At 72.1% G+C, this 23,104-nt stretch carries 21 protein-coding genes and 1 riboswitch; of the genes, 14 read left to right on the top strand and 7 right to left on the bottom strand.

Annotated features, from left to right (window positions below; translation table 11 throughout):
• Positions 1-100: 100 nt before the first annotated feature.
• Both ACGFN2_RS07505 and ACGFN2_RS07500 read right to left on the bottom strand, forming a co-directional pair.
• Complete coding sequence (locus tag ACGFN2_RS07505; RefSeq protein WP_362612711.1) at positions 101-316, bottom strand: ferredoxin; 216 nt, start codon at positions 314-316, stop codon at positions 101-103.
• 4 nt (positions 317-320) lie between these two features.
• Entirely contained in the window at positions 321-1,511 is a 1,191-nt protein-coding gene (locus ACGFN2_RS07500) for a cytochrome P450 (RefSeq protein WP_362612714.1), read from the bottom strand.
• A 113-nt stretch (positions 1,512-1,624) separates the two neighbouring features.
• On the opposite strand from ACGFN2_RS07500, the gene ACGFN2_RS07495 reads away from it, so the two are divergent.
• From ACGFN2_RS07495 to ACGFN2_RS07465, 7 genes are all read left to right on the top strand, one after another.
• Positions 1,625-2,251 (top strand): TetR family transcriptional regulator, encoded by a 627-nt coding sequence (locus tag ACGFN2_RS07495; protein ID WP_362612717.1) that lies wholly within the window; start codon positions 1,625-1,627, stop codon positions 2,249-2,251.
• A 145-nt stretch (positions 2,252-2,396) separates the two neighbouring features.
• Positions 2,397-2,792: a hypothetical protein gene (locus ACGFN2_RS07490; protein WP_393358274.1), complete on the top strand. Its 396-nt coding sequence runs from the start codon at positions 2,397-2,399 to the stop codon at positions 2,790-2,792.
• A gap of 404 nt (positions 2,793-3,196) precedes the next feature.
• Positions 3,197-4,144, top strand: a complete 948-nt coding sequence (gene sbnA / locus ACGFN2_RS07485; protein ID WP_362612745.1) for a 2,3-diaminopropionate biosynthesis protein SbnA — start codon at positions 3,197-3,199, stop codon at positions 4,142-4,144.
• A gap of 16 nt (positions 4,145-4,160) precedes the next feature.
• Complete coding sequence (sbnB, locus tag ACGFN2_RS07480; RefSeq protein ID WP_393358272.1) at positions 4,161-5,162, top strand: 2,3-diaminopropionate biosynthesis protein SbnB; 1,002 nt, start codon at positions 4,161-4,163, stop codon at positions 5,160-5,162.
• On the top strand, positions 5,159-7,009 hold the full coding sequence (locus ACGFN2_RS07475) for an FAD/NAD(P)-binding protein (protein ID WP_393358270.1): 1,851 nt from the start codon (positions 5,159-5,161) through the stop codon (positions 7,007-7,009). The genes sbnB and ACGFN2_RS07475 overlap by 4 nt, the downstream gene beginning before the upstream one ends.
• Positions 7,006-8,208 carry a trans-sulfuration enzyme family protein gene (locus ACGFN2_RS07470; protein ID WP_393358268.1) on the top strand — a complete coding sequence of 401 codons (1,203 nt, stop codon included), beginning with the start codon at positions 7,006-7,008 and terminating at the stop codon, positions 8,206-8,208. Before ACGFN2_RS07475 ends, ACGFN2_RS07470 begins: the two co-directional genes overlap by 4 nt.
• Complete coding sequence (locus ACGFN2_RS07465) at positions 8,205-9,500, top strand: benzoate/H(+) symporter BenE family transporter (RefSeq protein WP_362612730.1); 1,296 nt, start codon at positions 8,205-8,207, stop codon at positions 9,498-9,500. Before ACGFN2_RS07470 ends, ACGFN2_RS07465 begins: the two co-directional genes overlap by 4 nt.
• Positions 9,501-9,684: 184 nt before the next feature.
• On the opposite strand, the gene ACGFN2_RS07460 is transcribed toward ACGFN2_RS07465, so the two are convergent.
• A complete protein-coding gene (locus tag ACGFN2_RS07460; protein ID WP_393358266.1) occupies positions 9,685-10,005 on the bottom strand; it encodes a hypothetical protein in 321 nt (106 codons plus the stop codon).
• A gap of 162 nt (positions 10,006-10,167) precedes the next feature.
• On the opposite strand from ACGFN2_RS07460, the gene ACGFN2_RS07455 reads away from it, so the two are divergent.
• Entirely contained in the window at positions 10,168-11,130 is a 963-nt protein-coding gene (locus tag ACGFN2_RS07455; RefSeq protein ID WP_393358264.1) for a hypothetical protein, read from the top strand.
• Between the two features lie 112 nt (positions 11,131-11,242).
• Positions 11,243-11,331: riboswitch (ZMP/ZTP riboswitch) on the top strand.
• A gap of 21 nt (positions 11,332-11,352) precedes the next feature.
• Positions 11,353-12,207, top strand: coding sequence for a tetrahydrofolate dehydrogenase/cyclohydrolase catalytic domain-containing protein (locus ACGFN2_RS07450; protein WP_362612737.1), 855 nt, complete (start codon positions 11,353-11,355; stop codon positions 12,205-12,207).
• A gap of 14 nt (positions 12,208-12,221) precedes the next feature.
• On the opposite strand, the gene ACGFN2_RS07445 is transcribed toward ACGFN2_RS07450, so the two are convergent.
• From ACGFN2_RS07445 to ACGFN2_RS07435, 3 genes are all read right to left on the bottom strand, one after another.
• Positions 12,222-13,343, bottom strand: a complete 1,122-nt coding sequence (locus tag ACGFN2_RS07445) for an NADH:flavin oxidoreductase (RefSeq protein WP_393358262.1) — start codon at positions 13,341-13,343, stop codon at positions 12,222-12,224.
• A 139-nt stretch (positions 13,344-13,482) separates the two neighbouring features.
• Positions 13,483-14,655, bottom strand: coding sequence for an NAD(P)/FAD-dependent oxidoreductase (locus tag ACGFN2_RS07440; protein WP_393358260.1), 1,173 nt, complete (start codon positions 14,653-14,655; stop codon positions 13,483-13,485).
• Positions 14,652-14,975, bottom strand: a complete 324-nt coding sequence (locus tag ACGFN2_RS07435; protein WP_362612742.1) for a bifunctional 3-phenylpropionate/cinnamic acid dioxygenase ferredoxin subunit — start codon at positions 14,973-14,975, stop codon at positions 14,652-14,654. The genes ACGFN2_RS07440 and ACGFN2_RS07435 overlap by 4 nt, the downstream gene beginning before the upstream one ends.
• A 321-nt stretch (positions 14,976-15,296) precedes the next feature.
• Between ACGFN2_RS07435 and ACGFN2_RS07430 the strand changes: the two genes are divergently transcribed.
• The 5 genes from ACGFN2_RS07430 (at position 15,297) to ACGFN2_RS07410 (ending at position 21,995) form a co-directional block, all read left to right on the top strand.
• Positions 15,297-16,382, top strand: coding sequence for an S-(hydroxymethyl)mycothiol dehydrogenase (locus tag ACGFN2_RS07430; protein ID WP_393358258.1), 1,086 nt, complete (start codon positions 15,297-15,299; stop codon positions 16,380-16,382).
• A 49-nt stretch (positions 16,383-16,431) separates the two neighbouring features.
• Positions 16,432-18,966: an FAD-dependent oxidoreductase gene (locus tag ACGFN2_RS07425; protein ID WP_393358256.1), complete on the top strand. Its 2,535-nt coding sequence runs from the start codon at positions 16,432-16,434 to the stop codon at positions 18,964-18,966.
• Positions 18,967-19,034: 68 nt separating this feature from the next.
• Positions 19,035-20,195, top strand: a complete 1,161-nt coding sequence (solA, locus tag ACGFN2_RS07420; RefSeq protein ID WP_362612367.1) for an N-methyl-L-tryptophan oxidase — start codon at positions 19,035-19,037, stop codon at positions 20,193-20,195.
• A gap of 11 nt (positions 20,196-20,206) precedes the next feature.
• Complete coding sequence (locus ACGFN2_RS07415; RefSeq protein WP_393358253.1) at positions 20,207-21,382, top strand: aromatic ring-hydroxylating dioxygenase subunit alpha; 1,176 nt, start codon at positions 20,207-20,209, stop codon at positions 21,380-21,382.
• 67 nt (positions 21,383-21,449) lie between these two features.
• Complete coding sequence (locus ACGFN2_RS07410) at positions 21,450-21,995, top strand: hypothetical protein (RefSeq protein ID WP_393358251.1); 546 nt, start codon at positions 21,450-21,452, stop codon at positions 21,993-21,995.
• Positions 21,996-22,041: 46 nt separating this feature from the next.
• On the opposite strand, the gene sbnA (ACGFN2_RS07405) is transcribed toward ACGFN2_RS07410, so the two are convergent.
• Positions 22,042-23,100, bottom strand: a complete 1,059-nt coding sequence (gene sbnA / locus ACGFN2_RS07405) for a 2,3-diaminopropionate biosynthesis protein SbnA (protein WP_362612360.1) — start codon at positions 23,098-23,100, stop codon at positions 22,042-22,044.
• Positions 23,101-23,104: the final 4 nt, after the last annotated feature.

Raw genomic sequence — 23,104 nt, 5'->3', positions numbered from 1 at the left:
CCGCCGAACTCCCGTGACGCATACCGAAGTTCGGGAACGACCAGGGCGGATACGCGAACGGGGCGTGGCAGGCGCCACGCCCCGTCGGGTCCGCCGGAACCTACGGCCGGGGTCCGACGACCTCCGCACCGTCGCGGACGGTGATGGCCATGGCGGGGCAGACATCGGCGGCGTCCAGGGCGCGTTCGTCCTCCTCGATGCGGTCCTTCAGCGGGCGGGCGTGCGCCCCGTCCACGACGAACAGGTCCGCGGCGATGGCAGCGCAGGACCCCGAGGCGATGCACTGCTGCGGATCGATCTCCACCTGCCAGGTCATCGGCTCACCACCCCACCGGCATGACCCGCGGCCCGCGCACCAGCATCTCGCTCTTCCAGTCCACGTCACCGGCCAGCCGCAGGTCGGGGAAGCGGGTGAGCAGGGCGCCGATCGCCTCCTGCAGCTCCAGGCGGGCCAGCGGCGCGCCGAGACAGTGGTGCACGCCGTGACCGAACCCGAGGTGCTGGTTCGCGGTCCGGGAGATGTCCAGCGTTCCCGGCGCGTCGAAGCGCAGCGCGTCGCGGTTGGCGGCACCCACCGCCACCAGGACCGGGGTCCCGGCCCGCACCAGCGTCCCGCCGACCTCGACGTCCTCCGTCGCATAGCGGGGCTGGCTCGCGCCACTGCCCAGCGGGACGAATCGCAGCAACTCCTCGACCGCGCCGCCGATCAGCTCCGGCCGCTCGCGCAGCAGGGCCAGCTGGCCCGGGTGGTCCAGCAGCGCCAGCACGAAGTTGGGGATCTGGGTGGCGGTGGTCTCGTGCCCGGCGACCAGAATCCCCACGCACAGGTCCACCAGTTCGAGTTCGGACAGCCGGTCGCCGACATCCCGGGCATCGATCAGCGCCGTCATCAGATCGTCCCGCGGGGCGCTCCGGTGCTCATCGATCAACTGCCGCATATAGGCGCGTAGTTCCTCCATGTTGGCGTCGAACTCCGCCGCGGTCAGGGAACTCGTCGACAATGCGGCGTCGCTCCACACCCGGAACCGCGGCCGGTCCTCGGCCGGCACCCCGAGCATCCGGCAGATCACGGCGACGGGGATGGGCAGGGCGTAGCGGTCCACCAGGTCGGCGGGCGGCCCGGCCGCCGCGAGTTCGTCCAGCAGCTCGTTCGCCAGCTGCTTGACCTGCGGCCGGAGCTTCTCGACCTGGCGGACGGTGAAGGCCTTGGCCACCAGCGTCCGCAACCGGGTGTGATCGGGCGGGTCCATGCCCAGGATGCCGCTGTCCCGGCGCCCTTCGGACGCCCGGGGCTCGTCGTGCCGCGCCCCCTCGGCGCGGCTGAAGCGCGGATCACCGAGGACGAGCCGGGCCTCGGCGTACCGGGTCACGAGCCAGGCCGGCTCTCCGTAGGCCATCCGGACCTTCAGTAGCCCCGGGCGGTTGCGGGCGTGTGCGTACTCTTCGGCGAGCTCAAGGCTCTCGGGAACATTGAAGGGGTAGGAGAGGGGTGCTGTGTCGGCTGTGGTCAAGGCGACCTCCCTTGTGTAAGCACCTGCTTACATCACGGTAAGCCGCCCTCTGGAGGCGGTCAACGACGCATTGTGGCCGTCATGGTGACGGGCCAACGGAGAGGAGCGTGGCGATGGCGGAGACCCCGCGAGGCGGCACGGCGAACGCGTCCCGAAGGGACGCCCAGGGCACCCGGCTGCGGTTGCTCGACGCCGCATCGGAGCTGTTCGCCGAGCGCGGCTACGAACGGGCCACGGTGCGCGACATCGCGTCCCGGGCCGGGGCCAACCAGGCCCTGCTGTTCCGCTACTTCGGTTCGAAGAAGGCCCTGTTCGGCGAGGTCATGGCGCGGGGCGGCCACGAGCAGCTGCGCACCACCCCCGCCGAGCGGCTGTTCGAGGTCGCGCTGCGCGGCATGCTGAACGAGGGTGGGGAGAGCGCCGACCGCTCGCTGGAGGTGTGCCTGCGTTCTATCGGCGGCAGCGATGAGATAGCGGAGGCGCTGCGGGGGCTGGGGGAGGAGTACGCGGACGTTCTGGCCACCCTGTCCGAGTCCGAAACCGGAGGTCTGCGTGCCGATCTGGCGCTGTCCTGGCTGCTGGGAATTGGCTTGATGCGAGTGGTCGTCGCCAAGGAGCCGCTGGCGAGCGCCGACCCCGACACGGTCTGCGCGCTCGTCGCGGGCGCCCTGGGCCATCTGCTGGAGAGCCTGCCGAAGGAGGGGGCGGCCGACGGGGAAAGCGAGGGGATTCCGGAGTAACGGCCGGGCCGCGGGAGGGGCCATTGCCCTGCGTGCTGCGTTCCAGTGACTCTGCGGCGGGTCGCAAGTCGGTGGACATATGCCCGCCTATCGTCGTCTTTGCAGGAAATATTCCTTTTCTGCAGAGTCGAGTGAAGGTGGAAACATGCTCCGTTCGATCCCTCGCGGCCTCGCAGTGGCCGGCCTGACCGCGGCTGCCCTGGTGGTGCCGACGGCAGCCGCCACCGCCGCGACCGCGCCCCCCACCGGTTCCCAGGACGCCAAGTGCGCCTCGCACCGCTGCGAGAAGGGCCACCACGGCAACCTTCAGCACCACCGTGACCACGGCCGCATCGGCCACCGCGGCCACGACGGCTATGACGGCTTCGGCCGCGACCGCCGCGACCGCCGCGACGGCTTCGGCCGCGACAGCGGCTACGACCGTGACGGCTACGGGCGTGACGGCTACGGGCGTGACGGCGACCGCGACGGATACGACCGTGACCGCTACGGCCTGGGCAGGAACGGCCTGCTCAACCTCGGCCTGCTCGGCCTCCTCTAGTACCCGTCGGACAGCGCGTGGTGGGCCCGGGCGACACTCCCGGGCCCATCGCATGTCCTGGCGTACCGCGGAATCCTCGCGTCCGCCCGTTTCACCAGGAATAACGTGATGTCAGGAGTGCTGTGGCGGGCCGGAAACGAGCGGCAGTTTCATGATTCAACGTTTTTGGTAGTCATATAATCGTTGTCATCGGCCATGCCTGATGGCAGGATTGTGCTGTCACATCGTGAATGGGGGATTTGTGACACCGGGGGACGGGGGAAGTGTCCCTTCTGCGTAGCGCACCTGACCCGTGCGCCGACCAACAAGCCCGTGGGCTCTTCGCTTTGGCGAGCGCATTTGCCTTGCGCTGCCCATTTTCAACGGTTTGGATTCTGGTGATAGCGGAAGAAGTTTATGATCTCGTGCTGGACGACCTCTTCATACGGCTTGATCAATTAGTTCCCGGCAGTTCAGTCTTCCTCAAATTGGAAGGCCTTAACCCTGCCGGTTCGGTAAAACTCAAAACGGCTGTCGCGCTCGTCGAGGCGGCCGAGGAATCCGGGCGCTGCTTCCCGCGGACCCGGCTGATCGAATCGACGTCGGGAAACCTCGGTGTCGCCCTGGCGATGGTGTGCGCGGCAAAGGGCTACCGGCTGACCTGCGTCACGGACCCCAACTCCACCGTCCAGTCGCGGCGACTGATGGAGGTGCTCGGCGCCGAAGTGGTGGTCATCGACGTCAGGGACGTCCACGGCGGCTATCTGCAGTCGCGTATCGACTACATCGGCGAGCGGCTGCGCCGTGACCCCGACCTGTTCTGGCTGAACCAGTACGCCAACCCGGCCGGGCCGCAGGCCCACCGGGACCGCACGGGCCGTGCGCTCCTGGAGGAGATCGGCCACATCGACTACGCCTTCATCGGGGCCGGCACGACGGGCACCCTGATGGGCTGCGCGGAGTACCTGCGCCGCCACAGTCCCGCCACCCGGATCATCGCGGTGGACGCCGAGGGCTCCGTGACCTTCGGCGGGCCCGCGGCCCGCCGCCACATTCCCGGCCTGGGGACGAGCCGACGGCCGGAAATACTGGACACCGCGCATATCGATGACGTCGTGCTCATTTCCGAGTCGGCGGCCGTGGAAATGTGCCGCACGCTGGCCGAGGAACGCGGCCTGCTGCTGGGGGGTTCGTCCGGCACGGTGCTGTGCGCCGTGCAGGACGCTGCAAAAGATATCCCGGACGGAAGTGTCGTGGTGGCCCTTTCACCCGACTTCGGGGACCGGTATCTGGACACCGTCTACAACGACGCCTGGGTGGCGGAGCGCTGGCCCCGGGCCGTCGGCAACAAGATATCTCAGGCACCGGCCTGAGTGGGGGGAATGATTGATGTTCAATTTTGAGATCGTGGCCGGGGAAACGGTCCGTGACGTTCTGCACGGCAAACGGGAAGACGTGCTCGGTATTGTCAGCAGCGCCTATCGGGCGCACGAGTCCGGGGACTCCGTCAACCCGGACAGCTACTTCCTCCGCTTCCCGGAGAAGCCGGACTCCCGGATCATCGCGCTGCCGGCCTTCCTGGGCGCCGACGTCCAGCTCGCCGGCATCAAGTGGATCGCCAGCTTCCCGGGCAACACCCGCCGCGGAGCCCCGCGCGCCTCGGCCGTCCTGCTCCTGAACGACTACGAGACCGGCTACCCGATCGCTTGCCTCGAAGCCGCCAACATCAGCGCCGCGCGCACCGCCGCCTCCGCGGCCGTCGCCGCCACCGCGCTCCGCCCGGACGGCTACACGGGGACCCGCATCGCCGTCGTGGGCGGCGGCGTCATCGCCCGCAACATCTGCGACTACCTGAACGTCGCGGGCTGCGCCCCGGACTCCTATCTCGTCCATGACCTCGACGAGACGTCCGGACAGGCCCTGGCTGAGCATGTGCGCACCACCCAGAACCGCCCGGCGGACTTCACCGCCGACCTCGACGCCGCGCTGCAGGCCGACACCGTCGTGTTCGCCACGACCGCTCTCGCGCCGTACGTCAGCACCCCGTTCAAGCCCGGCCAGCTCGTCCTCAACATCTCGCTGCGCGACCTCACCCCCGAGGTCGTCCTGGGCGCGGACAACATCTTCGACGACGTCGAGCACTGTCTGAAGGCCCAGACCTCGCCCCACCTCGCCGAGCAGCTGTCCGGCTCCCGCGACTTCGTGACCGGAACCCTCGCGGGCGTGCTGAACGGGGATGTCACCCCCTCCCCGGACCGGCCGGTGATCTTCTCGCCGTTCGGGCTGGGCGTGCTCGACCTCGCCGTGGGGGCGTTCGTCCTGGGTGAGGCGCGCAAGGACGGCACCACCATCGAGGTGCCCAACTTCTTCGGGGAGACGCGCCGGTGGTGAATCACAGACCTGTCTCCGTCGCGATCGTCGGCGCCGGATCGCGGGGGCTGGGCGTCTTCGAGCGCCTGGTCGCGCACTGCCTGGCGCAGCCCGCCCCGCTCACCGTCCACCTCGTCGACCCGCAGCCCTTCGGCGCCGGTTTCCACCTCTCCGACCAGCCCGACCATCTGCTGCTCAACACCGTCTGCGCCCAGCTCTCGGCCTTCGCCGACGTGCAGATGGTGGACGGACCGGTACCGATATCCGGCCCCTCGCTCCATGAGTGGTGCCGGCGCCGGGACCTGCGGCTGGCGGACGACGGCTACACCGTGCGGGCGGGCGAGGGGCGGGAGATCCAGCCGAACGACTTCCTGCCGCGCAGGCTGCTGAGCGACTACCTCACCTGGGCGGCCGGAGAGATCGCCGGTGCGGCACCCGGGAACCTCACCCTGCGGCACCACCGCACGACGGCCGTCGACATCTGCCCCGGGGCGGAGGGCACCGAGACGGTCGTCCTCGCCGACGGCACCCGGATCGAGGCCGACGCGGTGTTCGTCACCGTCGGCCACCACTCGCTCTACCTGCCCGGGGAACCCGCTCCCGACCCCCGGCTCGTCACCCGCCCCTATCCGTTACCCCAGGCGCTCGACAGCATCGGACCGGGGGAGCGGGTGGCCGTCCTCGGCATGGGGCTCACGGCGATGGACGTCATCGCCACCCTCACCCTCGGACGCGGCGGCAGACACACGGCCGACGCGCACGGGCTGCGCTATCTGCCCAGCGGGCGGGAGCCGTTGATCGTGCTCAGCAACCGCTCCGGGATGCCCTCCCGCAGCCGCCCGCGCCTCCACCCGGGCCGGACGCGCTGCGCCCCGCTGGCACTGACCACCGAGCACCTCGACGCACTCCGCGCCCAACGGCCCGGCCGGCGGCTCGACTTCGCCGCCGACGTGCTGCCGCTGGTCGAGGCGGAGATGGAACTCGCCTACTACCGCGTCCTGTGGGGCCGGGAGACGGGCGACGCCACCGACGCGGGGCTGCAGATGGCCCGGCGCTGCGCCCGCGTCGGCCATGCGGTCCTGCTCGACGAGCTGCGCGCCCGGTTCGGCGGCAGCCCAGTGCCCGGAATGCTGTCCGCGAACCTCACGGACCGGCGGTGGACGGAGTACGCCGACTACCGCGACTGGTTCACCGCGGAGGTCGCCGCCGACCTGGCCGAGGCCCGCGAGGGCCTCGGGGTGAGCCCGCTCAAGGAAGCCCTGGAGGTGCCGCGCGACCACCGTGACGTGCTGCGCGCGGTCATCGACCCGCCGGGCGTCGACGACGCGTCACTGGCCGCCTTCTTCGGCGAGTTCACCTCGGTGGTGAACCGGCTGGTGATCGGCCCGCAGCTGGACCGGTCGGCGGAGCTGCTCTCGCTGATCGACGCGGGGATCGTCCGGCTCGGCCCCGGCCCCCAGCCGAAGGTCGTCGCACCGGCCGGACAGGGGCCCTGGCGGCTCGAATCCACCTGTCTGGCCGAGCCGTTGCGGATCGAGGTCGACCACGTGGTGCAAGCGCATGTGGCCGAGCCCGCCGCGGACCGGGCGCCCGGGACGCTGCTCGGCACCCTCGCCGGCGCCGGCCGGGTCCGCACCCTCGCGCACCGCGGGGCGACGGTGCCCGGACTCGACGTCACCCGGGAGGGACAGGGGATCGACCGCACGGGCACCCCGCAGCCCCGGCTGTTCTTCCTCGGGCCGCACACCGAGGGGTCCAGCTACTACAACCACTATGTGCCCTCACCCGGCGCGCCCTCCCGTGCGCTGCTGGACGCCGAACGTGCCCTGAGCACCGCCCTGCCGGAACTGATGACGAGGAAGCGATGAACAACAGCGAGACCTTCACCCCCTGGACCCAGGAGTACCGGCCCGAGACGCGCGCCGCGCAGGGCGACGGCTGGCGCTGCCCGACCACCGGCGCCGTGCCGCCGCCGATCAGCCTGGGCGCGACCTTCGCGCGTGACGGCGAGTACCGGGCGCCGGCCGGCCTGGCCTACCTGCGCGATCAGGGCACTCCGGGGTACGAGCAGGTCGAGCAGGTGGTGGCGGGCCTGGAGGGCGGCTCGGACGCGCTGGTCTTCTCGTCCGGTATGGCCGCCGCCACCGCCGTCTTCCAGGTGCTGCCGGCCGGTGCGCGGGTCGTGGTCCCGCAGACCATGTACTTCGGGCTCACCAAGTGGCTGCTGGAGTTCGGTCCGCAGCGCGGCCTGGAGGTCGTCCAGGCCCCCATGAACGACCTGGACGCGGTGGCGGCCGCGGTGGACGCCGCCCCGACCGCGCTGGTGTGGGCGGAGTCCCCGGCGAACCCCACCTGGACGGTGACCGACATCGCCGGGTGCGCCGAGATCGCGCACCGCGCCGGTGCCCTGTTCGGCGTCGACAACACCGTCCCCACCCCAGTGCACTCCCGGCCGTTCGCGCTGGGCGCGGACCTGATCATGCATTCCGGCACCAAGTACCTCAACGGCCACACCGATGTCGTGGCCGGACTGCTCGTCAAGGCATCCGGGAGCAGCGAGGCCCGGGACGCGGTCTGGGAGCGGCTGCGGCTGCACCGCCGGCTGACCGGCCCGATACTCGGCCCCATGGAGACCTACCTCCTGATGCGCGGCATACGGACGCTCTTCCCGCGGATGCGCCAGATCTCGGAGACCGCGATGGCGGTGGCCGAGCACTTCGCCGAGCACCCCCGCATCCGGCGGGTGGCCTACCCGGGGCTCGCCACCGACCCGGGGCACGAGGTCGCCGCGCGGCAGATGACGGGCGGCTTCTCCGGCATGCTCTCGCTGCACGTCGACGGTGAGTGGCAGCAGTCCCTGCGGACCGCGAACCACTGCGAACTCTTCATCCGTGCCACCTCGTTGGGCGGTGTGGAGAGTCTGGTCGAACACCGCTACACCTTCGAAGGACCGGGTAGTACCTCGCCGAAGGACATGCTGCGGCTGTCCATAGGTCTGGAGAGCCCCGCAGACCTTGTCGCCGACCTCGAACAGGCCCTGGAAAAGGCCGTGAAGGAAGACCGTTGAGTTCCAAGACACCCACGCCCCACCCCGACGCCGCACCGCCGGGCTCCGCGCCACCGGAGCCGGCGGACGCGGCGGCCGGGTCCCCGGCACCCGGGCCGGGCTCCCGGCCCGGGCTGTTCCGTGACGCCTCGCTGTCCGCGGTACTGGCGGGCTTCGTCGCCGTCGTCGTCTCCTACTCGGGCCCGCTCGTCATCGTGCTCGCGGCCGCGTCCGCCGGGCATCTGAACACCGCACAGACCAGCTCCTGGGTGTGGGCCATCTCCATCGGCAGCGGGCTCACCTGCATCGGGCTGAGCCTGCGCACCAAGATGCCGGTGATCACCGCTTGGTCGACCCCGGGCGCGGCCCTGTTGGTCACCAGCCTCGGGGCGTACTCCTACGCGGAGGCCATCGGCGCGTTCATCGTCACCGGCCTCGTGATCACCCTGGTCGGCCTGACCGGGGTGTTCGGGTGGCTGATGCGGCAGGTGCCCACCGCCGTGGTCTCCGCGATGCTCGCCGGCATCCTCTTCTCCTTCGGCACCGGCGTGTTCACCTCTCTCAAGACCGCCCCGCTGATCGCCGGTTCGGTGCTGCTCGCCTACCTCCTGGCCAAGCGCTGGCTGCCCCGGTACGCCGTCCTGGTCGCCCTGGCGGCGGGCGTCGTGGCCAGCGCGGCCGGCTCCCGGCTGCACATCCAGCTGGACCGGATCGAGCTGGCCAAGCCGGTGCTGACGACCCCGGAGTTCTCGGTCGCCTCCCTCATCGGCATCGCGGTGCCGATGATCCTGGCGACGCTCGCCTCGCAGAACGCGCCGGGCATGGCCGTGCTCAGCGCGTCCGGTTACGAGCCCAAGGACCGCCTCCTGATCGGCTCCACGGGTCTGGTGTCCACGCTGCTGGCCCCGTTCGGCTCCCACGCCATCAACCTCGCGGCGATCACTGCCGCCATCTGCACCGGCCCCGAGTCGCACCGCGACCCGCGGCGGCGCTATGTGGCCGGTGTCTCCTGCGGCGCGTTCTACCTCCTCATCGGGGCCTTCGGCTCCACGCTGGTGGTCCTCTTCGCCGGACTGCCCAAGGAACTGGTGGCGGCGGTCGCCGGAGTGGCCCTGCTCGGCGCGCTGGCCGGCGGCCTGACCGGCGCGGTCAAGGAGGAGAAGGACCGCGAGGCGGCCCTGATCACCTTCCTCGCCACCGCCTCCGGCGTCACCCTCTTCGGCATCGGATCGGCCTTCTGGGGACTGCTGTTCGGTGTCATCGCGCACTTCGTCCTGACCCGGCGCCGTACGGCCGCGGAAGCCGCCAAGTGACCCCGGCCGGCCGCGGGCCGGCGGCGGCCAGGAGCTGACTGACCGGCGCCCGGCCGGGCCGCCGGGCACCTCGGCGTGTCCGGCGGCCCGGCCGGGCGGTTCCCGCGGCGGTGTGCGCGCGCCGCGGCCCCGGGGCGCCGGAAGGGCCCCGGGCGCCGGCCGGTTCAGGCCTCTCCGGACCGGTTCAGGCGTCGAGGCGGGCGGGGCGGGCCGCCGGGACGACCGGCTTCCTCGGGGGCAGGACGTCGGGCGCACGGTGCGGCCGCAGGGCCGTGAGGGCGATCTCCGTCTCCTCCATCAGCGCACGGTAGGAGACCAGGCGCTGCCACTCGGGGTCGGCGACCCCGGGCACCGTGGCGGCGCGCTCGGTCCACTGCTTCACCAGCCCGGCGAACACCGGTGTCTGCCTGATGACCTCCGCGGTGATCCACCGTGGCATCTGCCCGGGGCGGGGGAGGGACGTCTGTCCGTGACCTGCGACGGTGCCGGAAGAGGGGACGCTCATGGCCGTAGAAACGATTCTTCGACGCTGGGGTCACTGCGTACTTTCGCAGCCGGCCGTACTTCCGCCCGGCAGGCAGGGACGCCTCTCCATCGAATATCACCCTATGCAGTGATCTATAGCCGGGAACCAGTCCAATCCGGACGACGGGCCGTTGTCGCAGTCATGGAACCGAGGGAGTTGTGGGAGCGCCACGCGGTACTCGCACAGGCGTTTTGCAGCAGCGATGACGAGGTCCGCCGTACGCAGGGGCTCCTCGACGAGGCCGAGGCGCGCCGTTCGCGGACCCTCGCCGCCTTCGCCGTGACCGTGGGCAGCGACGCGGTGGTGGCGGACCTGCTCGGCCTGGACGAACGCGAAGTGCGGCTGGCCCGGCGCACGGTGGGCAAGGACGATGCCCGCGCGGTCGCCAAGAGCCTGCTCTCCCAGCCCGCTTCCGAGCAGCCCGCCGCCCCGCAGCCGGCCCCCGCGGAGCAGCCCGTGCCACAACAGCCCGTGCCCCCACCCTCCGCGCCGCAGCCCGCGCAGGAGGCCACCCCGCAGCCGGCCGCCCCGGCTCCCGCGCCGCCCTCGCAGGCGGGCCCGGCGGCCGCCCCCCAGCCCACCGAACCGGCCTGGGCACCGGCCCTCGACGCCGTCCTGATGAGCAGCTGGCACAGCGGCGTGGACCTCACCGCCCTGGCCCATGAACTCGGCCTCGACGTACGGCTCCTGGTGGCCCGCGCACAACAGCTGTCTGCCGAGAGCCGCACGGTGCACGCCCGCTCGTCGGACCGCACCGGACGGCACCGCCGGATGGTCAACCTCCCGCCCACGCCCCAGCCGGAGGCCTCCCCGCCGGTCTGGCGCGAGCGACCGCCGCAGTACCCACGGGAGCACTACGAGCAGGAGCCCTGGAAGCAGCAGCCGTACCAGAACTACGCCGCGCAGCAGGAGTACCAGGAGTACCAGGACTACCGGGGCTACGAGGAACAGCAGCAGTACCAGCCGCCGGCCCAGCCCATGTGGGACGCCAATGCCATCACCGCCGCCCAGCACGACTGGGACGGCATCCTCAGCCAGTGGGAGGCCTCCGCCGCGCCCCAGCCGCCGCTTTCCGCACCCGGCCAGGGAGGGGCGGGCGGCTGACGGGGTGCCGCCGGGCGCCGGGGCGTCCGGGCCGTCGCGGCGGCCCGGCCCGCCGGGTGGCAGCCGTGGCCGATGTGCCCCTGGGCGGCCCGTGCGGCGTCGAATAGGGTGGGCGCCGAGCCGTGACTGGCGCTTGGGTGGAGTACCACCGGGGAGCGGCTCGGCCCTCCATGGTCCGTGCCGCGCGCCTGGGCGATCTCCCGCGACGCTCAGGAGCAGCCCATGTCCCCCGAAGCCCGCCTCATGGACGGCCGCGGCCTCGCCCGCGACCTCGTCGGCCAGGCCGCCCGGCGCGCGGCGGAACTCACCGGACGGACCGGCTCGGCCCCGTGTCTGGCGACCGTACTCGTGGGCGACGACCCCGCCTCGGTGACCTATGTCCGGATGAAGCGCAACCGCTGTGCGCAGGCCGGAATCCTCTCCCGGCATGTCGCGCTGCCCGCCGCCACCACGACCGCGGAGCTGGTCGACACCCTCACCGCGCTGTCGCAGGACCCCGCCGTGCACGGCATCCTGCTCCAGCACCCGGCCGGGCCGCACATCGACGAGCGCGCCGCGTTCGAGGCGATCGCGCCCGAGAAGGACGTCGACGGGGTCACCGGCCACTCGTTCGCCGCGATGAGTTTCGGCCGGGACGGCTTCGCCTCCTGCACGCCCGGCGGCATCCTCCGGCTGCTGGATCACTACGAGGTCGGCCTGGCGGGCAGGCGTGCCGTCGTGGTCGGCCGCAGCGCGATCCTCGGCAGGCCCGTGGGGATGCTGCTGCTCGGCCGCGACGCCACCGTCACCTACTGCCACTCCCGCACCACCGATCTGGCCTCGGTCACCAGGGAGGCCGATGTCCTGATCGCCGCCGTCGGACGGCCCCGGTTCCTGGGCGCCGAACACCTCAAGGCCGGGGCCGTGGTCGTGGACGCCGGTTCCAACCCGGGCAACGTCGGGGACGTGGACTTCGAGGCGGCACGCACCCGCGCCGCCCTGATCACCCCGGTCCCCGGCGGCGTCGGCCCGATGACCATCGCCACCCTGCTCACCCAGACCGTCGACGCCGCGGCCGCCCAGCTGACCGGGGGCTGACCGCGGCGCCGGCGTCAGTTCAGCGTCCGCAGCATCGAGGCGTCGAACGGCACGAGGGCGTCGGTGCGGCCCTCGAAGATCTTGGCGGCCCACTCCGGGTCGCCGAGAAGCGCCCGCCCGATGGCGACGAGGTCGAACTCGTCCCGCTCCAGCCGGTCCAGCAGACCGTCGATACCGGCGACACCGGCCTGTTCGCCCTGGAACGTCCCGAGGAACTCGGCGTCGAGACCGACCGAGCCGACGGTGAGGGTCGGCCGGCCGGTGAGCTTCTTGACCCAGCCCGCGAGGTTGAGGTCCGAGCCCTCGAATTCGGGCAGCCAGTAGCGGCGCGTCGAGCAGTGGAACGCGGTGACACCGGCCTCCGCCAACGGGGCCACGATCGCCTGGAGTTCCTCCGGCGACTCGGCCAGACGGGCCTGGTAGTGGTGCATCTTCCACTGGGACATCCGGAAGAGGATCGGGAAGTCGGGAGCGACCGCCGCCCGGCAGGCCGCGACGATCTCGGCGGCGAAGCGTGCGCGGGCGGCGGGGCTGCCGCCGTAGGCGTCGGTGCGCCGGTTGGTGCCCGACCACAGGAACTGGTCGATCAAGTAGCCGTGGGCGCCGTGCAGTTCGATCCCGTCGAAGCCGAGCCGCTCGGCGGCGGCCGCGGCCTCGGCGAACGCCGCGATGACGTCGTCGAGATCCCGCTGGGTCATGGCGTGCCCGGACGGGCTGTCGTCGAGGGCGATCCCGGACGGGCCGGACGGCGGGGCGTCGGGGAACGGCGGGGCGCCCGCCTTCCTGGCCATGCCGACGTGCCACAGCTGCGGCATGATCGTCCCGCCCGCCGCATGCACCGCGGCCACGACGCGGCCCCAGCCGTCGAGCGCGTCGGTGCCGTGGAAGCGGGGGACGGCGCCGCTGGTGCCGGCGGCGGGGTGCCGGACGTAGGTGCCCTCCGTGATGATCAGGCCGACGCCGCCGGCGGCGCGGCGCGCGTAGTAGTCCGCGACCTCGGGGCCGGGGACACCGCCCGGCGAGAACTCGCGGGTCATCGGGGCCATGGCGATCCGGTTCGGCACCGTGAGGCTGCCGAGGGCGAAGGGACGGGAGAGCGTACGAGCCGCTCGGGTGGCGGAGGCGTGGGCAGTCACGTGGGGTCTCCTGGGCAGGGAACGCGGTCGCGGAACGCCGCCGGCGGCAGGCGTTCCGCTGTTCCGAACACCGCACGGCGGCGCCGTCATCCGTTGCCCGCTGTCTGCTGCCTCACATACGGCGCCCTCCGGCCGGAGGTCAGGTGGCGGCCGGCAGGCCGGCGCGGGCGAGTTCGCGGCGCAGGCGCTGGAAGGGGCGGGGCCGGTTGAGGGCCAGGACGGCGGTGGTGCGCCCGTCGCGCTCGTAGCGGGCGAGGAAGCTGCGGTCGTCGGGTGAGCCCTCGACGAGGTGTGGGGTGTCGGTGGGCAGCCGCCGGCCGGCGAACTGGATGCGTACGCCGTACTGGTCGGACCAGAAGTACGGCAGGCCGCGGTGGGCCTCGACGGTGCGGCCGGCGAGCAGGTTCCGGACGGCGACCGCTGCCTGCTCGGTGGCGCCGGTCCAGTGTTCGGAGCGGACGCCGGCCGGCCTGGCGACGTCGCCGGCCACCACGATGTGCGGCTGGGGCGTGACCCCGCCCGCGTCGCAGCACACCCCGTCGTTCAGGGGGAGTCCGGAGCCTTCGAGCCAGGCGGTGTGGGGGCGCACTCCGATGCCGACGACGACCACGTCGGCGGGGAGCAGCCGGCCGTCGGTCAGTTCGACACCGGTGACGCGGTGCCCCGCGCCGCCGTCGTGCAGACGGGCGACACCGGTGCCGGTGTGCAGGGTGACGCCGTGGTCGGCGTGCAGGGCGGCGCAGATCCCGGCCATCGTCTCGCCGAGTTGGGGGACGAGGGGCAGCGGGGCGGCCTCGACCACGGTGACGTCATGGCCGAGACGGGCGCAGGACGAGGCGACCTCGGCGCCGATGAAGCCACCGCCGATCACCACGACCCTGACCGGTCCCCGGGTCAGCTCCGCGCGCAGTGCCCGGGCGTCCTCCAGGGTGCGCAGCGTGTGGGTGCCGGCGGGGGCCGGGCCGGGGAGGCGGCGCGGGGTGGCGCCGGTGGCGATGACCACACCGTCGGTGGTCAGGGACCGGCCGCCGTCGAGCAGCACCGCCCGTGCGCGGGTGTCGAGCCCGGTGGCCCGGGTGCCGAGCAGCCACTCGGCGTCCAGTTCGGCGGTCTCCTCGGCGTCGGCCAGGGACAGTTGGCCCTGGTCGGCGGTGGCGCCGGTGAGGAAGTCCTTGGACAGCGGCGGGCGGTCGTAGGGGCGGTGCGGTTCCTCCCCGACGATCACCAGCCGCCCGTCGAAGCCCTGGGCGCGCAGGGCCCGTGCGGCGTACAGGCCCGCCAGCGAGGCCCCGATGACGGCGACGGACTTCATGCGGCGGTGCCCTCCTCGGCGGCCGGGCGGTGGACGTAGATCATGCCGTCCTCGACGGTCACGGGGTGGGTGCGCACGGCCCGGCGGGCGGGCAGGCAGGTCGGCGCTCCGGTGCGGAGGTCGAAGGAGGCGGCGTGCAGCGGGCATTCGACCAGACACCCCTCCACCCAGCCGTCCGCGAGCGAGGCGTCCTGGTGGGTGCAGGTGTCGTCGATGGCGTACAGCTGCCCGTCGGTGTGGAAGACGGCGATCGGAGGTGCGGTGTCGATGCGGACGGACTCACCGGTGGGCAGATCGGCGAGCGGGCAGACAGGAATCACGGGACCCCCCTGATTGCTGATCGGCATCATCGAGTTTCACGGTGCGCACGATGGAGCGCTATGCGCAACAGAATCCAGCTGCGGAGCGGACGCGTCAAGCGGTCCCAGGAAATGCCGTCCCGTCGTTCTCCGGCCTCGCCTCCCGCGTCCGGCCGGGCGTCCGCCCCCGTGTCCGGTGGGCGCCCGCCCCCGCGTCCGGACGCGCCGGAGGTCGGTGGCGAAGAGCCGGCCCGTACCTCTTGACGGTGCCGATCCGCCATCTCCACGATGTCTCTCATCGCGCAACCAGTCGTGCAGTGCGCAACACTGAGGGGTAGGGGCATGCCACACGAAGTCCATGCCGTCGTCGCGGCGAAACAAGGCGCACCCGTGGAGCTGCGGACGATCCTGGTGCCGGACCCCGGCCCGGGAGAGGTGCTCGTCGCCGTGCAGGCCTGCGGGGTCTGCCATACCGACCTGCACTACCGGGACGGCGCGATCAGTGACGAGTTCCCGTTCCTCCTCGGCCATGAGGCGGCCGGGGTGATCGAGGCCGTCGGGCCCGGTGTCACCGGTCTCGCCCCGGGCGACTACGTCGTCCTCGCCTGGCGGGCGCCGTGCGGACTGTGCCGGTCCTGCCGCCGCGGCCGTCCCTGGTACTGCTTCGACTCCCGCAACGCCGGCCAGCCGATGACCCTCCAGGACGGCACGGCGCTGACGGCGGCCCTGGGCATCGGGGCCTTCGCCGAGAAGACCCTGGTAGCCGCCGGGCAGGCGGTCAAGGTGGACCCCAACGCCCGCCCCGAGGCGGCCGGGTTGATCGGCTGCGGGGTGATGGCCGGGTACGGCGCCGCCGTGCACACCGGCGGGGTCGGCAGCGGGGACACCGTCGCCGTCATCGGCTGCGGCGGGGTCGGCAACGCCGCCATTGCCGGAGCCTCGGCCGCCGGTGCGCGCCGGGTCATCGCGGTCGACCTCGACGACCGGAAGCTGGACGCCGCCACCCGGTTCGGTGCCACCGACACCGTCAACTCCCGTGGTACGGACCCCGTCGAGGCGGTCCGGGCACTCACCGGCGGGCACGGCGCCGACGTGGTGATCGACGCGGTGGGCCGCCCCGAGACCTACCACCAGGCCTTCTCCATGCGCGACCTGGCGGGCACCCTGGTCCAGGTGGGCGTCCCCGAACCGGACATGCGCATCGAGCTGCCGCTCCTCGACCTCTTCGCGCGCGGCGGCGCCCTGAAATCGTCCTGGTACGGCGACTGCCTGCCCAGCCGCGACTTCCCCGTACTGATCGACCGCTACCTCAGCGGACGGCTCGACCTGGACGGATTCGTCACCGAGACGATCGCCCTGGACGAGGTGGAGTCCGCTTTCGACGCGATGCGTGACGGCCGGGTACTGCGCTCCGTCGTGGTCCTGTAACGGCGTCACACCACCCCGGCGGACCACCCCGACCAGCAGGAGGAGGGACATGTCCCGTACGCCCGCCCACCGTTCCCGTGTGGTTGTCATCGGAGCCGGCATCGTCGGCTGCTCCCTCGCCGAGGAGCTGACCGCCCGCGGCTGGACCGACGTCACCGTCCTCGACCAGGGCCCGCTGCCGGCCCCCGGCGGCTCCACCTCGCACGCCCCCGGCCTGGTCTTCCAGACCGGCCCGTCCAGGACCATGACCGGGTTCGCCGCCTACACCGTCCGGAAGTTCGGCTCCCTCGACGTGGACGGACTGCCCTGCTTCCACCCGGTCGGCGGTCTGGAGATCGCCACCACCGAGGCCCGCTGGGCCGACCTGCACCGCAAGGCCGGACTCGCGGCCTCCTGGGGCGTCCGCGGCGAACTGATCGGCCCGCGGCGGTGTAAGGAGCTGTGGCCGATGCTCGACGAGACCGCGCTGTACGGCGGTTTCCACACCCCCGACGACGGCCTGGCCCGCGCCGTGCTCGCCTGCCGCGCCCAGATCGCCCGGGCCGAGAGCCGCGGCGCCCGCTTCCTGGAGCGGCACACCGTCACCGGGATCGAGCGGGAGGACGGCCACGTCACCGGCGTCACCACCGACCGCGGCACCTTCCCCGCCGACCATGTCGTCTCGGCGGCCGGCTTCTGGGGCCCGGTGATCGGCGCGATGGCCGGGGTGGACGTACCGCTCCTGCCGCTGGCCCACCAGTACGCCACCACGGCACCGCTGCCCGAGCTGGCCGGCGTCAACGACCCCCGGACCGAGGCGAGCAAGCCGATCCTGCGCTTCCAGGACCGCGACCTCTACTTCCGCGAACACACCGACCGGATCGGCATCGGCTCCTACGCCCACCGCCCGATGCCCGTCGACCCCTTCACCGTCGCCGCCTTCGACGACGCTCCCCCGAGCTCTCAGCTGCGTTCGAGCAGGGGGGACCCCCACCTCATGCCGTCCTCACTGCCCTTCACCGCGGACGACTTCGCGCCGAGCTGGCAGGACAGCGTCGGACTGCTGCCCGCACTGGGCGCGTCCCGGGTGGCCGACGGCTTCAACGGGGTGTTCTCCTTCACCCCCGACGGCATGCCGGTGCTCGGCGAATCCCGTGCGCTGCGCGGCTTCTGGCTCGCCGAAGCGGTCTGGGTCACCCACTCCGCGGGCGTCGCAAAGGCCGTCGCCGAATGGATGACGGACGGCCGGCCCTCCGTCGACATCCACGAGTGCGACCTGAACCGCTTCGAGGACGCCCAGCGCTCGCCCGCCTACATAGCCGACCGCGGCGCCCAGAGCTTCATCGAGGTCTATGACGTCATCCACCCGCTGCAGCCCATGGAACAGCCGCGGCCGCTGCGCACCAGCCCCTTCTACCCGCGGCAGCAGGAGCTGGGCGCGTACTTCCTGGAGGGCGGGGGCTGGGAGCGGCCGCACTGGTACGAGGCCAACGCCCCGCTCGCCGAAGGGCTCCAGCTCCCCGAGCGCGACGCCTGGTCGGCCCGCTACTGGTCGCCGATCGCCGCCGCCGAGGCCCGGGCCACGCGCGAGAACGTGGCCCTCTACGACATGACCCCGCTGCGCAGGCTGGAGGTCACCGGACCCGGCGCCCTCGCCTTCCTCCAGCGCATGACCAGCAACAACCTCGCCAAGAAGCCGGGCGCGGTCACCTACACCCTGCTGCTGGACGAGGCCGGCGGCATCCGCTCCGACCTCACCGTCGCCCGGCTCGCCCCGGACCGCTTCCAGGTGGGCGCCAACAGCGGCTCCGACCTCGACTGGCTGCTGCGGCACGCCGCCGACGATGGGGGCCCCTCCCACGCGAGTGAAGCCGAGAGTGGGGGAGTCCAGGTCCGCGACCTCACCTCCGGCACCTGCTGCATCGGCGTCTGGGGCCCGCGCGCCCGCGACCTGGTCCAGCCGCTGACCCGCGACGACTTTTCGCACCAGGCCTTCGGCTACTTCCGGGCCAAGCAGACCCACCTCGGCCATGTCCCGGTCACCGCCCTGCGCCTCAGCTACGTCGGCGAACTCGGCTGGGAGCTGTACACCACCGCCGACCTGGGGCTCCGACTGTGGGACACGCTCTGGGAGGCGGGCCGCGAGCACGGGGTGATCGCCGCCGGGCGCAGCGCCTTCAACAGCCTCCGCCTGGAAAAGGGTTACCGCGCCTGGGGCCATGACATGACCACCGAGCACGACCCCTACGAGGCCGGCGTCGGCTTCGCGGTCCGCCCCGCCAAGGGCGACTTCCTCGGCCGGGCGGCGCTGGCGGGCCGGAGCGAGGAGACCGCGTCCCGCAGGCTCACCTGCCTCACCCTCGACGACCCCGCGGCCGTCGTCCTCGGCAAGGAACCCGTCTTCGTGGACGGCACCCCGGCCGGCTATGTCACCTCCGCCGCCTACGGCTACACCCTCGGCCGCGGGATCGCCTACGCCTGGCTGCCGGCCACCGCGGCGGTCCCCGGCACCGCCGTGCACATCGAGTACTTCGGCGAGAAGATCCCCGCCACCGTCGCCCAAGAGCCCCTCTTCGACCCGCGGATGGAGCGCATCCGCAGGTAGCACCGCGGGTATCCCGTCCGTGGTCCACCGGTGATCCGCCCGCCTCCGTACGCAGAAGGAGCAACCGCATGGCTCCCACCTACGACGTCATCGTTCTCGGCCTCGGCGGTATGGGCAGCGCCGCCGCCCACCACCTCGCCGCCCGGGGCGCCCGGGTCCTGGGCCTGGAGAAGTTCGGCCCGGTGCACCACCGCGGCTCCAGCCACGGCGGTTCCCGCATCACCCGGCAGTCCTACTTCGAGGACCCCGCGTACGTACCGCTGCTGCTGCGCTCGTACGAGCTGTACGAGAAGCTGGAGCGGGACACCGGGCGGCAGATCGCCACCCTCTGCGGCGGTGTGATGCTCGGCCGCCCCGACAGCCGTACCGTCCGCGGCAGTCTGGAATCCGCCCGCCGGTGGGACCTGCCGCACGAGATGCTCGAACCCAAGGAGATCCGCCGCCGCTTCCCGACCCTCACCCCCGCCGAGGACGAGGTCGCGCTGTACGAGGCACGGGCCGGTCTGGTCCGGCCGGAGTACACCGTCGCCGCGCATGTCCAGCTCGCCGGCCGGGACGGCGCCGAGCTGCACTTCGAGGAGCCGGTCACCCGCTGGGAGGAGCTGCCCGGCGGCGCCGGGGTCCGCGTCCACACCCCGGAGGACACCTACACCGCAGGGCAGTTGGTGATCTGTCCCGGGGCCTGGGCGCCTCAGCTGCTCACCGATCTGGGTGTGCCGTTCACCATCGAGCGGCAGGTCATGTATTGGTTCGCCCCGGACGGCGGCACCGCGCCCTTCGTCCCCGACCGGCACCCGATCTACATCTGGGAGGACGCCCGGGGCGTCCAGGTCTACGGCTTCCCGTCGATCGACGGCCCCGACGGCGGCGCCAAGGTCGCCTTTTTCCGCAAGGGCACCGTCTGCACCCCCGAGACCATCGAACGCACCGTGCACGACCACGAGGTGCGCGCCATGGCCGACCAGATGCGCCCCCGTATCCCCGCCCTCCCCGGCCGCTTCCTCAAGGCCGCCACCTGTATGTACTCCAACACCCCCGACGAACACTTCGTGATCACCCGGCACCCCGCGCACCCGGAGACGGTGACCGTCGCCTGCGGGTTCTCCGGGCACGGCTTCAAGTTCGTCCCGGTGGTCGGCGAGATCGTCGCCGATCTCGCGCTGACCGGTGCCACCGCGCACCCCATCGAGCTGTTCGACCCCCGCCGGCCCGCCGCCGCGGCCGCTTGAGGAGAGCCTCCATGACGACCACACCCACCGAGTCCTCGCCGACGGCCCCCACCGCCCCGCCCGCGGCCGCCCCGAGCCTGATCGCCACCCTCGCCGGTCACCACTACACCGACCCCGGGATCTTCCACCAGGAGCAGGAGAAGATCTTCGAGCGGCTGTGGTTCTGCGCGGTCCGCGCCGCCGACCTGGCCAAGCCCGGCGCCTTCCGCACCGTCCGGGTCGGCCGGGAGAGCGTGCTGATCACCCGCAACCGCGCCGGTGCGCTGCGCGCCTTCCTCAACGTCTGCCGGCACCGCGGCGCGCAGCTGTGCACCGAGGAGTCCGGCGAGGTCCGCCGCAACCTCCAGTGCCCGTACCACGCCTGGACCTACGACCTCGACGGCCGCCTGGTGGCCGCCCCCAATCTGCAGCGGATGCCGGACGTCGACCGCACCGAGCGCGGCCTGGTCACCGTGCCGCTCCGCGAGTGGCTCGGGTACGCCTGGGTGTGCCTGGCCGACGAGCCGCCGTCCTTCGAGGACACCGTGATCGGCACGGCCGTCGAACGGCTCGGGGACACCGCCTCCCTCGACCGCTACCGCACCGAGGGCCTCGCCCTGGGCAGGCGCCTCACCTATGACGTGCGCGCCAACTGGAAGCTCATCATCGAGAACTTCATGGAGTGCTACCACTGCGCCACCATCCACCCCGAACTCACCGACGTTCTCCCGGAGTTCGCCGACGGCTTCGCCGCCCAGTACTACGTCGGGCACGGCGCCGCCTTCGCCGACGAGGCCACCGGGTTCACCGTGGACGGCACCGAGGGCTTCGGCCGGCTCCCCGGCATCGAGGACACCCAGGACCGCCGCTACTACGCGATCACCGTCCGCCCGCAGGTCTTCGTCAACCTCGTCCCGGACCATGTCATCGTCCACCGGATGTTCCCGATGGCCGCCGACCGCACCGTCGTCGAGTGCGACTGGCTGTACCTGCCCGAGGTCGTCGGCTCCGGCGCGGATGTCTCCAAGTCCGTCGAACTCTTCCACCGCGTCAACGCCCAGGACTTCGACGCCTGCGAGCGCACCCAGCCGGCCATGAGCTCCCGCGCCTACCGCGAGGGCGGGGTTTTGGTGCCCAGCGAACACCACATCGGCGCCTTCCACCGGTGGGTCACCGACTGCCTGGGGGCGGGGGTGGCTGATCCGTGACCTGAGTTAGGGTCAGCCCCGGTTGACGCCCGCGCACTTGCGGGCGCGGTACAAGGGGGAACGAACCATGAACCTGTCGTTCGAGCGGCCACCCGCCTACGACCTGGGTGCGGACGCGGATCTCGGCCTGTGGCTGGCGGAGTGGGCGGAGTTCGCCGACCGGATCGTCCATCTCGGTCCGGACGACGGCCGGGACCACGGGCAGCTCTGCTGGGACGTGCTGGCGCCCACCGGCCTGCTCGCACCGCACTGCCGGGAGTGCCGGCACCCACATGGTGGCCCGCAGGGACCGCAGCAGATGGCGTCCGCCCTGCACCGGCACATCCCGCCGTCCCAGGCGTCGCCCTGGATTGCGGCCACCCTCATCCGCAGCCTCGTCTTCCCGGGTGGTGGGGACGGCCCGATGCAACCCGTGGCCGACGCGCTCGGCGACGGGCTGGTGGAGTTGCTCGGCCCGGATGCCCAGTGGCGTGCCAACGGCTACGCCGCGTACCAGGAGGGCGCCGAAAGGAACGTCTCCTGGAGGCCGGTCACCGAGGCCACCTTCGACGCCGCCGTCGTCGGCATCGGCGGTGGCCATGCCGTGGTCGTGGTGGCCACCGGAGAGGACTGACCCGGCAGTTCGGCCCCGGTGCGGTGGTGCGGCGAGGGGCCCGGCCTCAGCCGTCGTCGCGCCGACGGCGGGGCCGCGAGGACGGCTCCAGCGGGCCCGGCGGTGGGGCGAGGCTCGACGGGGGGATGTCGGAGGCCTCGAACGCGGGGCCGGGGGCGAGGACGTCGTCGCCGTACAGGTCCTGCACCCAGTTGTCGTGGTAGACGGTGTCGAGGTAGCGCTCGCCGAGGTCCGGGGCGATGGCCACCGCCGTCCGGCCGTGCGCCTCGTGCCGGGTCAGCCAGTCCGTCGCGCCGCTGACCACGGTGCCGGTCGAGCCGCCGAATACGAAGCCCTTCTTGGCCAGCCGGTGGCAGGTGCGGATGGTGTCCGCCTCCGCGACCCGCACCACGTCGTCCACGTAGGACTCGTCGAGCAGCGGCGGCTGGACGCTCATGCCCAGCCCGGGGATCATCCGGTGGCCCGGGGTGCCGCCGAAGGTCACCGAGCCGACACTGTCCACGGCGATGATCTGTACCGGCCGGTGCCACTCCCGGAAGTAGCGGGCGCAGCCCATCAGGGTGCCGGTGGTGCCGGCGCCGACGAACAGCAGGTCCAGCCGCGGGAAGGCGCGGGCGATGGCCGGTGCCGTCCGGCGGTAGTGCGCCTTCCAGTTGCTCGGATTGGTGTACTGGCTGAGCCACAGATACCGGTCGTCGGAGGCGCACAGACTGCGGATGTAGGCGAGCCGGGCGCCGAGGAAGCCGCCGTTGGACTCCTGGTCGGCGACCACCTGCACCTGGCTGCCCAGGGCCTCCATCATCAGTCTGGTCGCCAGATTGCAGCGGGAGTCCGTCACACACAGAAAGCGGTAGCCCTTGCTCGCCGCGATCATGCTGAGCGCCACGCCGAGGTTTCCGGACGAGGACTCGACCAGGACCGTGTCCGGGCGCAGGTCTCCTTCCCGTTCGGCGGACTCCACCATCTCGGTCGCGGCCTTCAGCTTGATCGAGCCGGCGAAGTTGAAGCCCTCGCACTTGAGGAAGAGCGGGTGCCCGATGATCGGCCGGAGGTCGACATAGAGCTCTTCCTCGTTGAACGCGTAGGGCGCCGTGATGACTGGCACGATG

It is taken from the genome of Streptomyces sp. NPDC048612, from assembly GCF_043199295.1.
Lineage (GTDB): Bacteria > Actinomycetota > Actinomycetes > Streptomycetales > Streptomycetaceae > Streptomyces.
The sequence above is the reverse complement of the archived record's forward strand: the minus strand, read 5'-3'. Positions and strand labels throughout refer to the sequence as shown.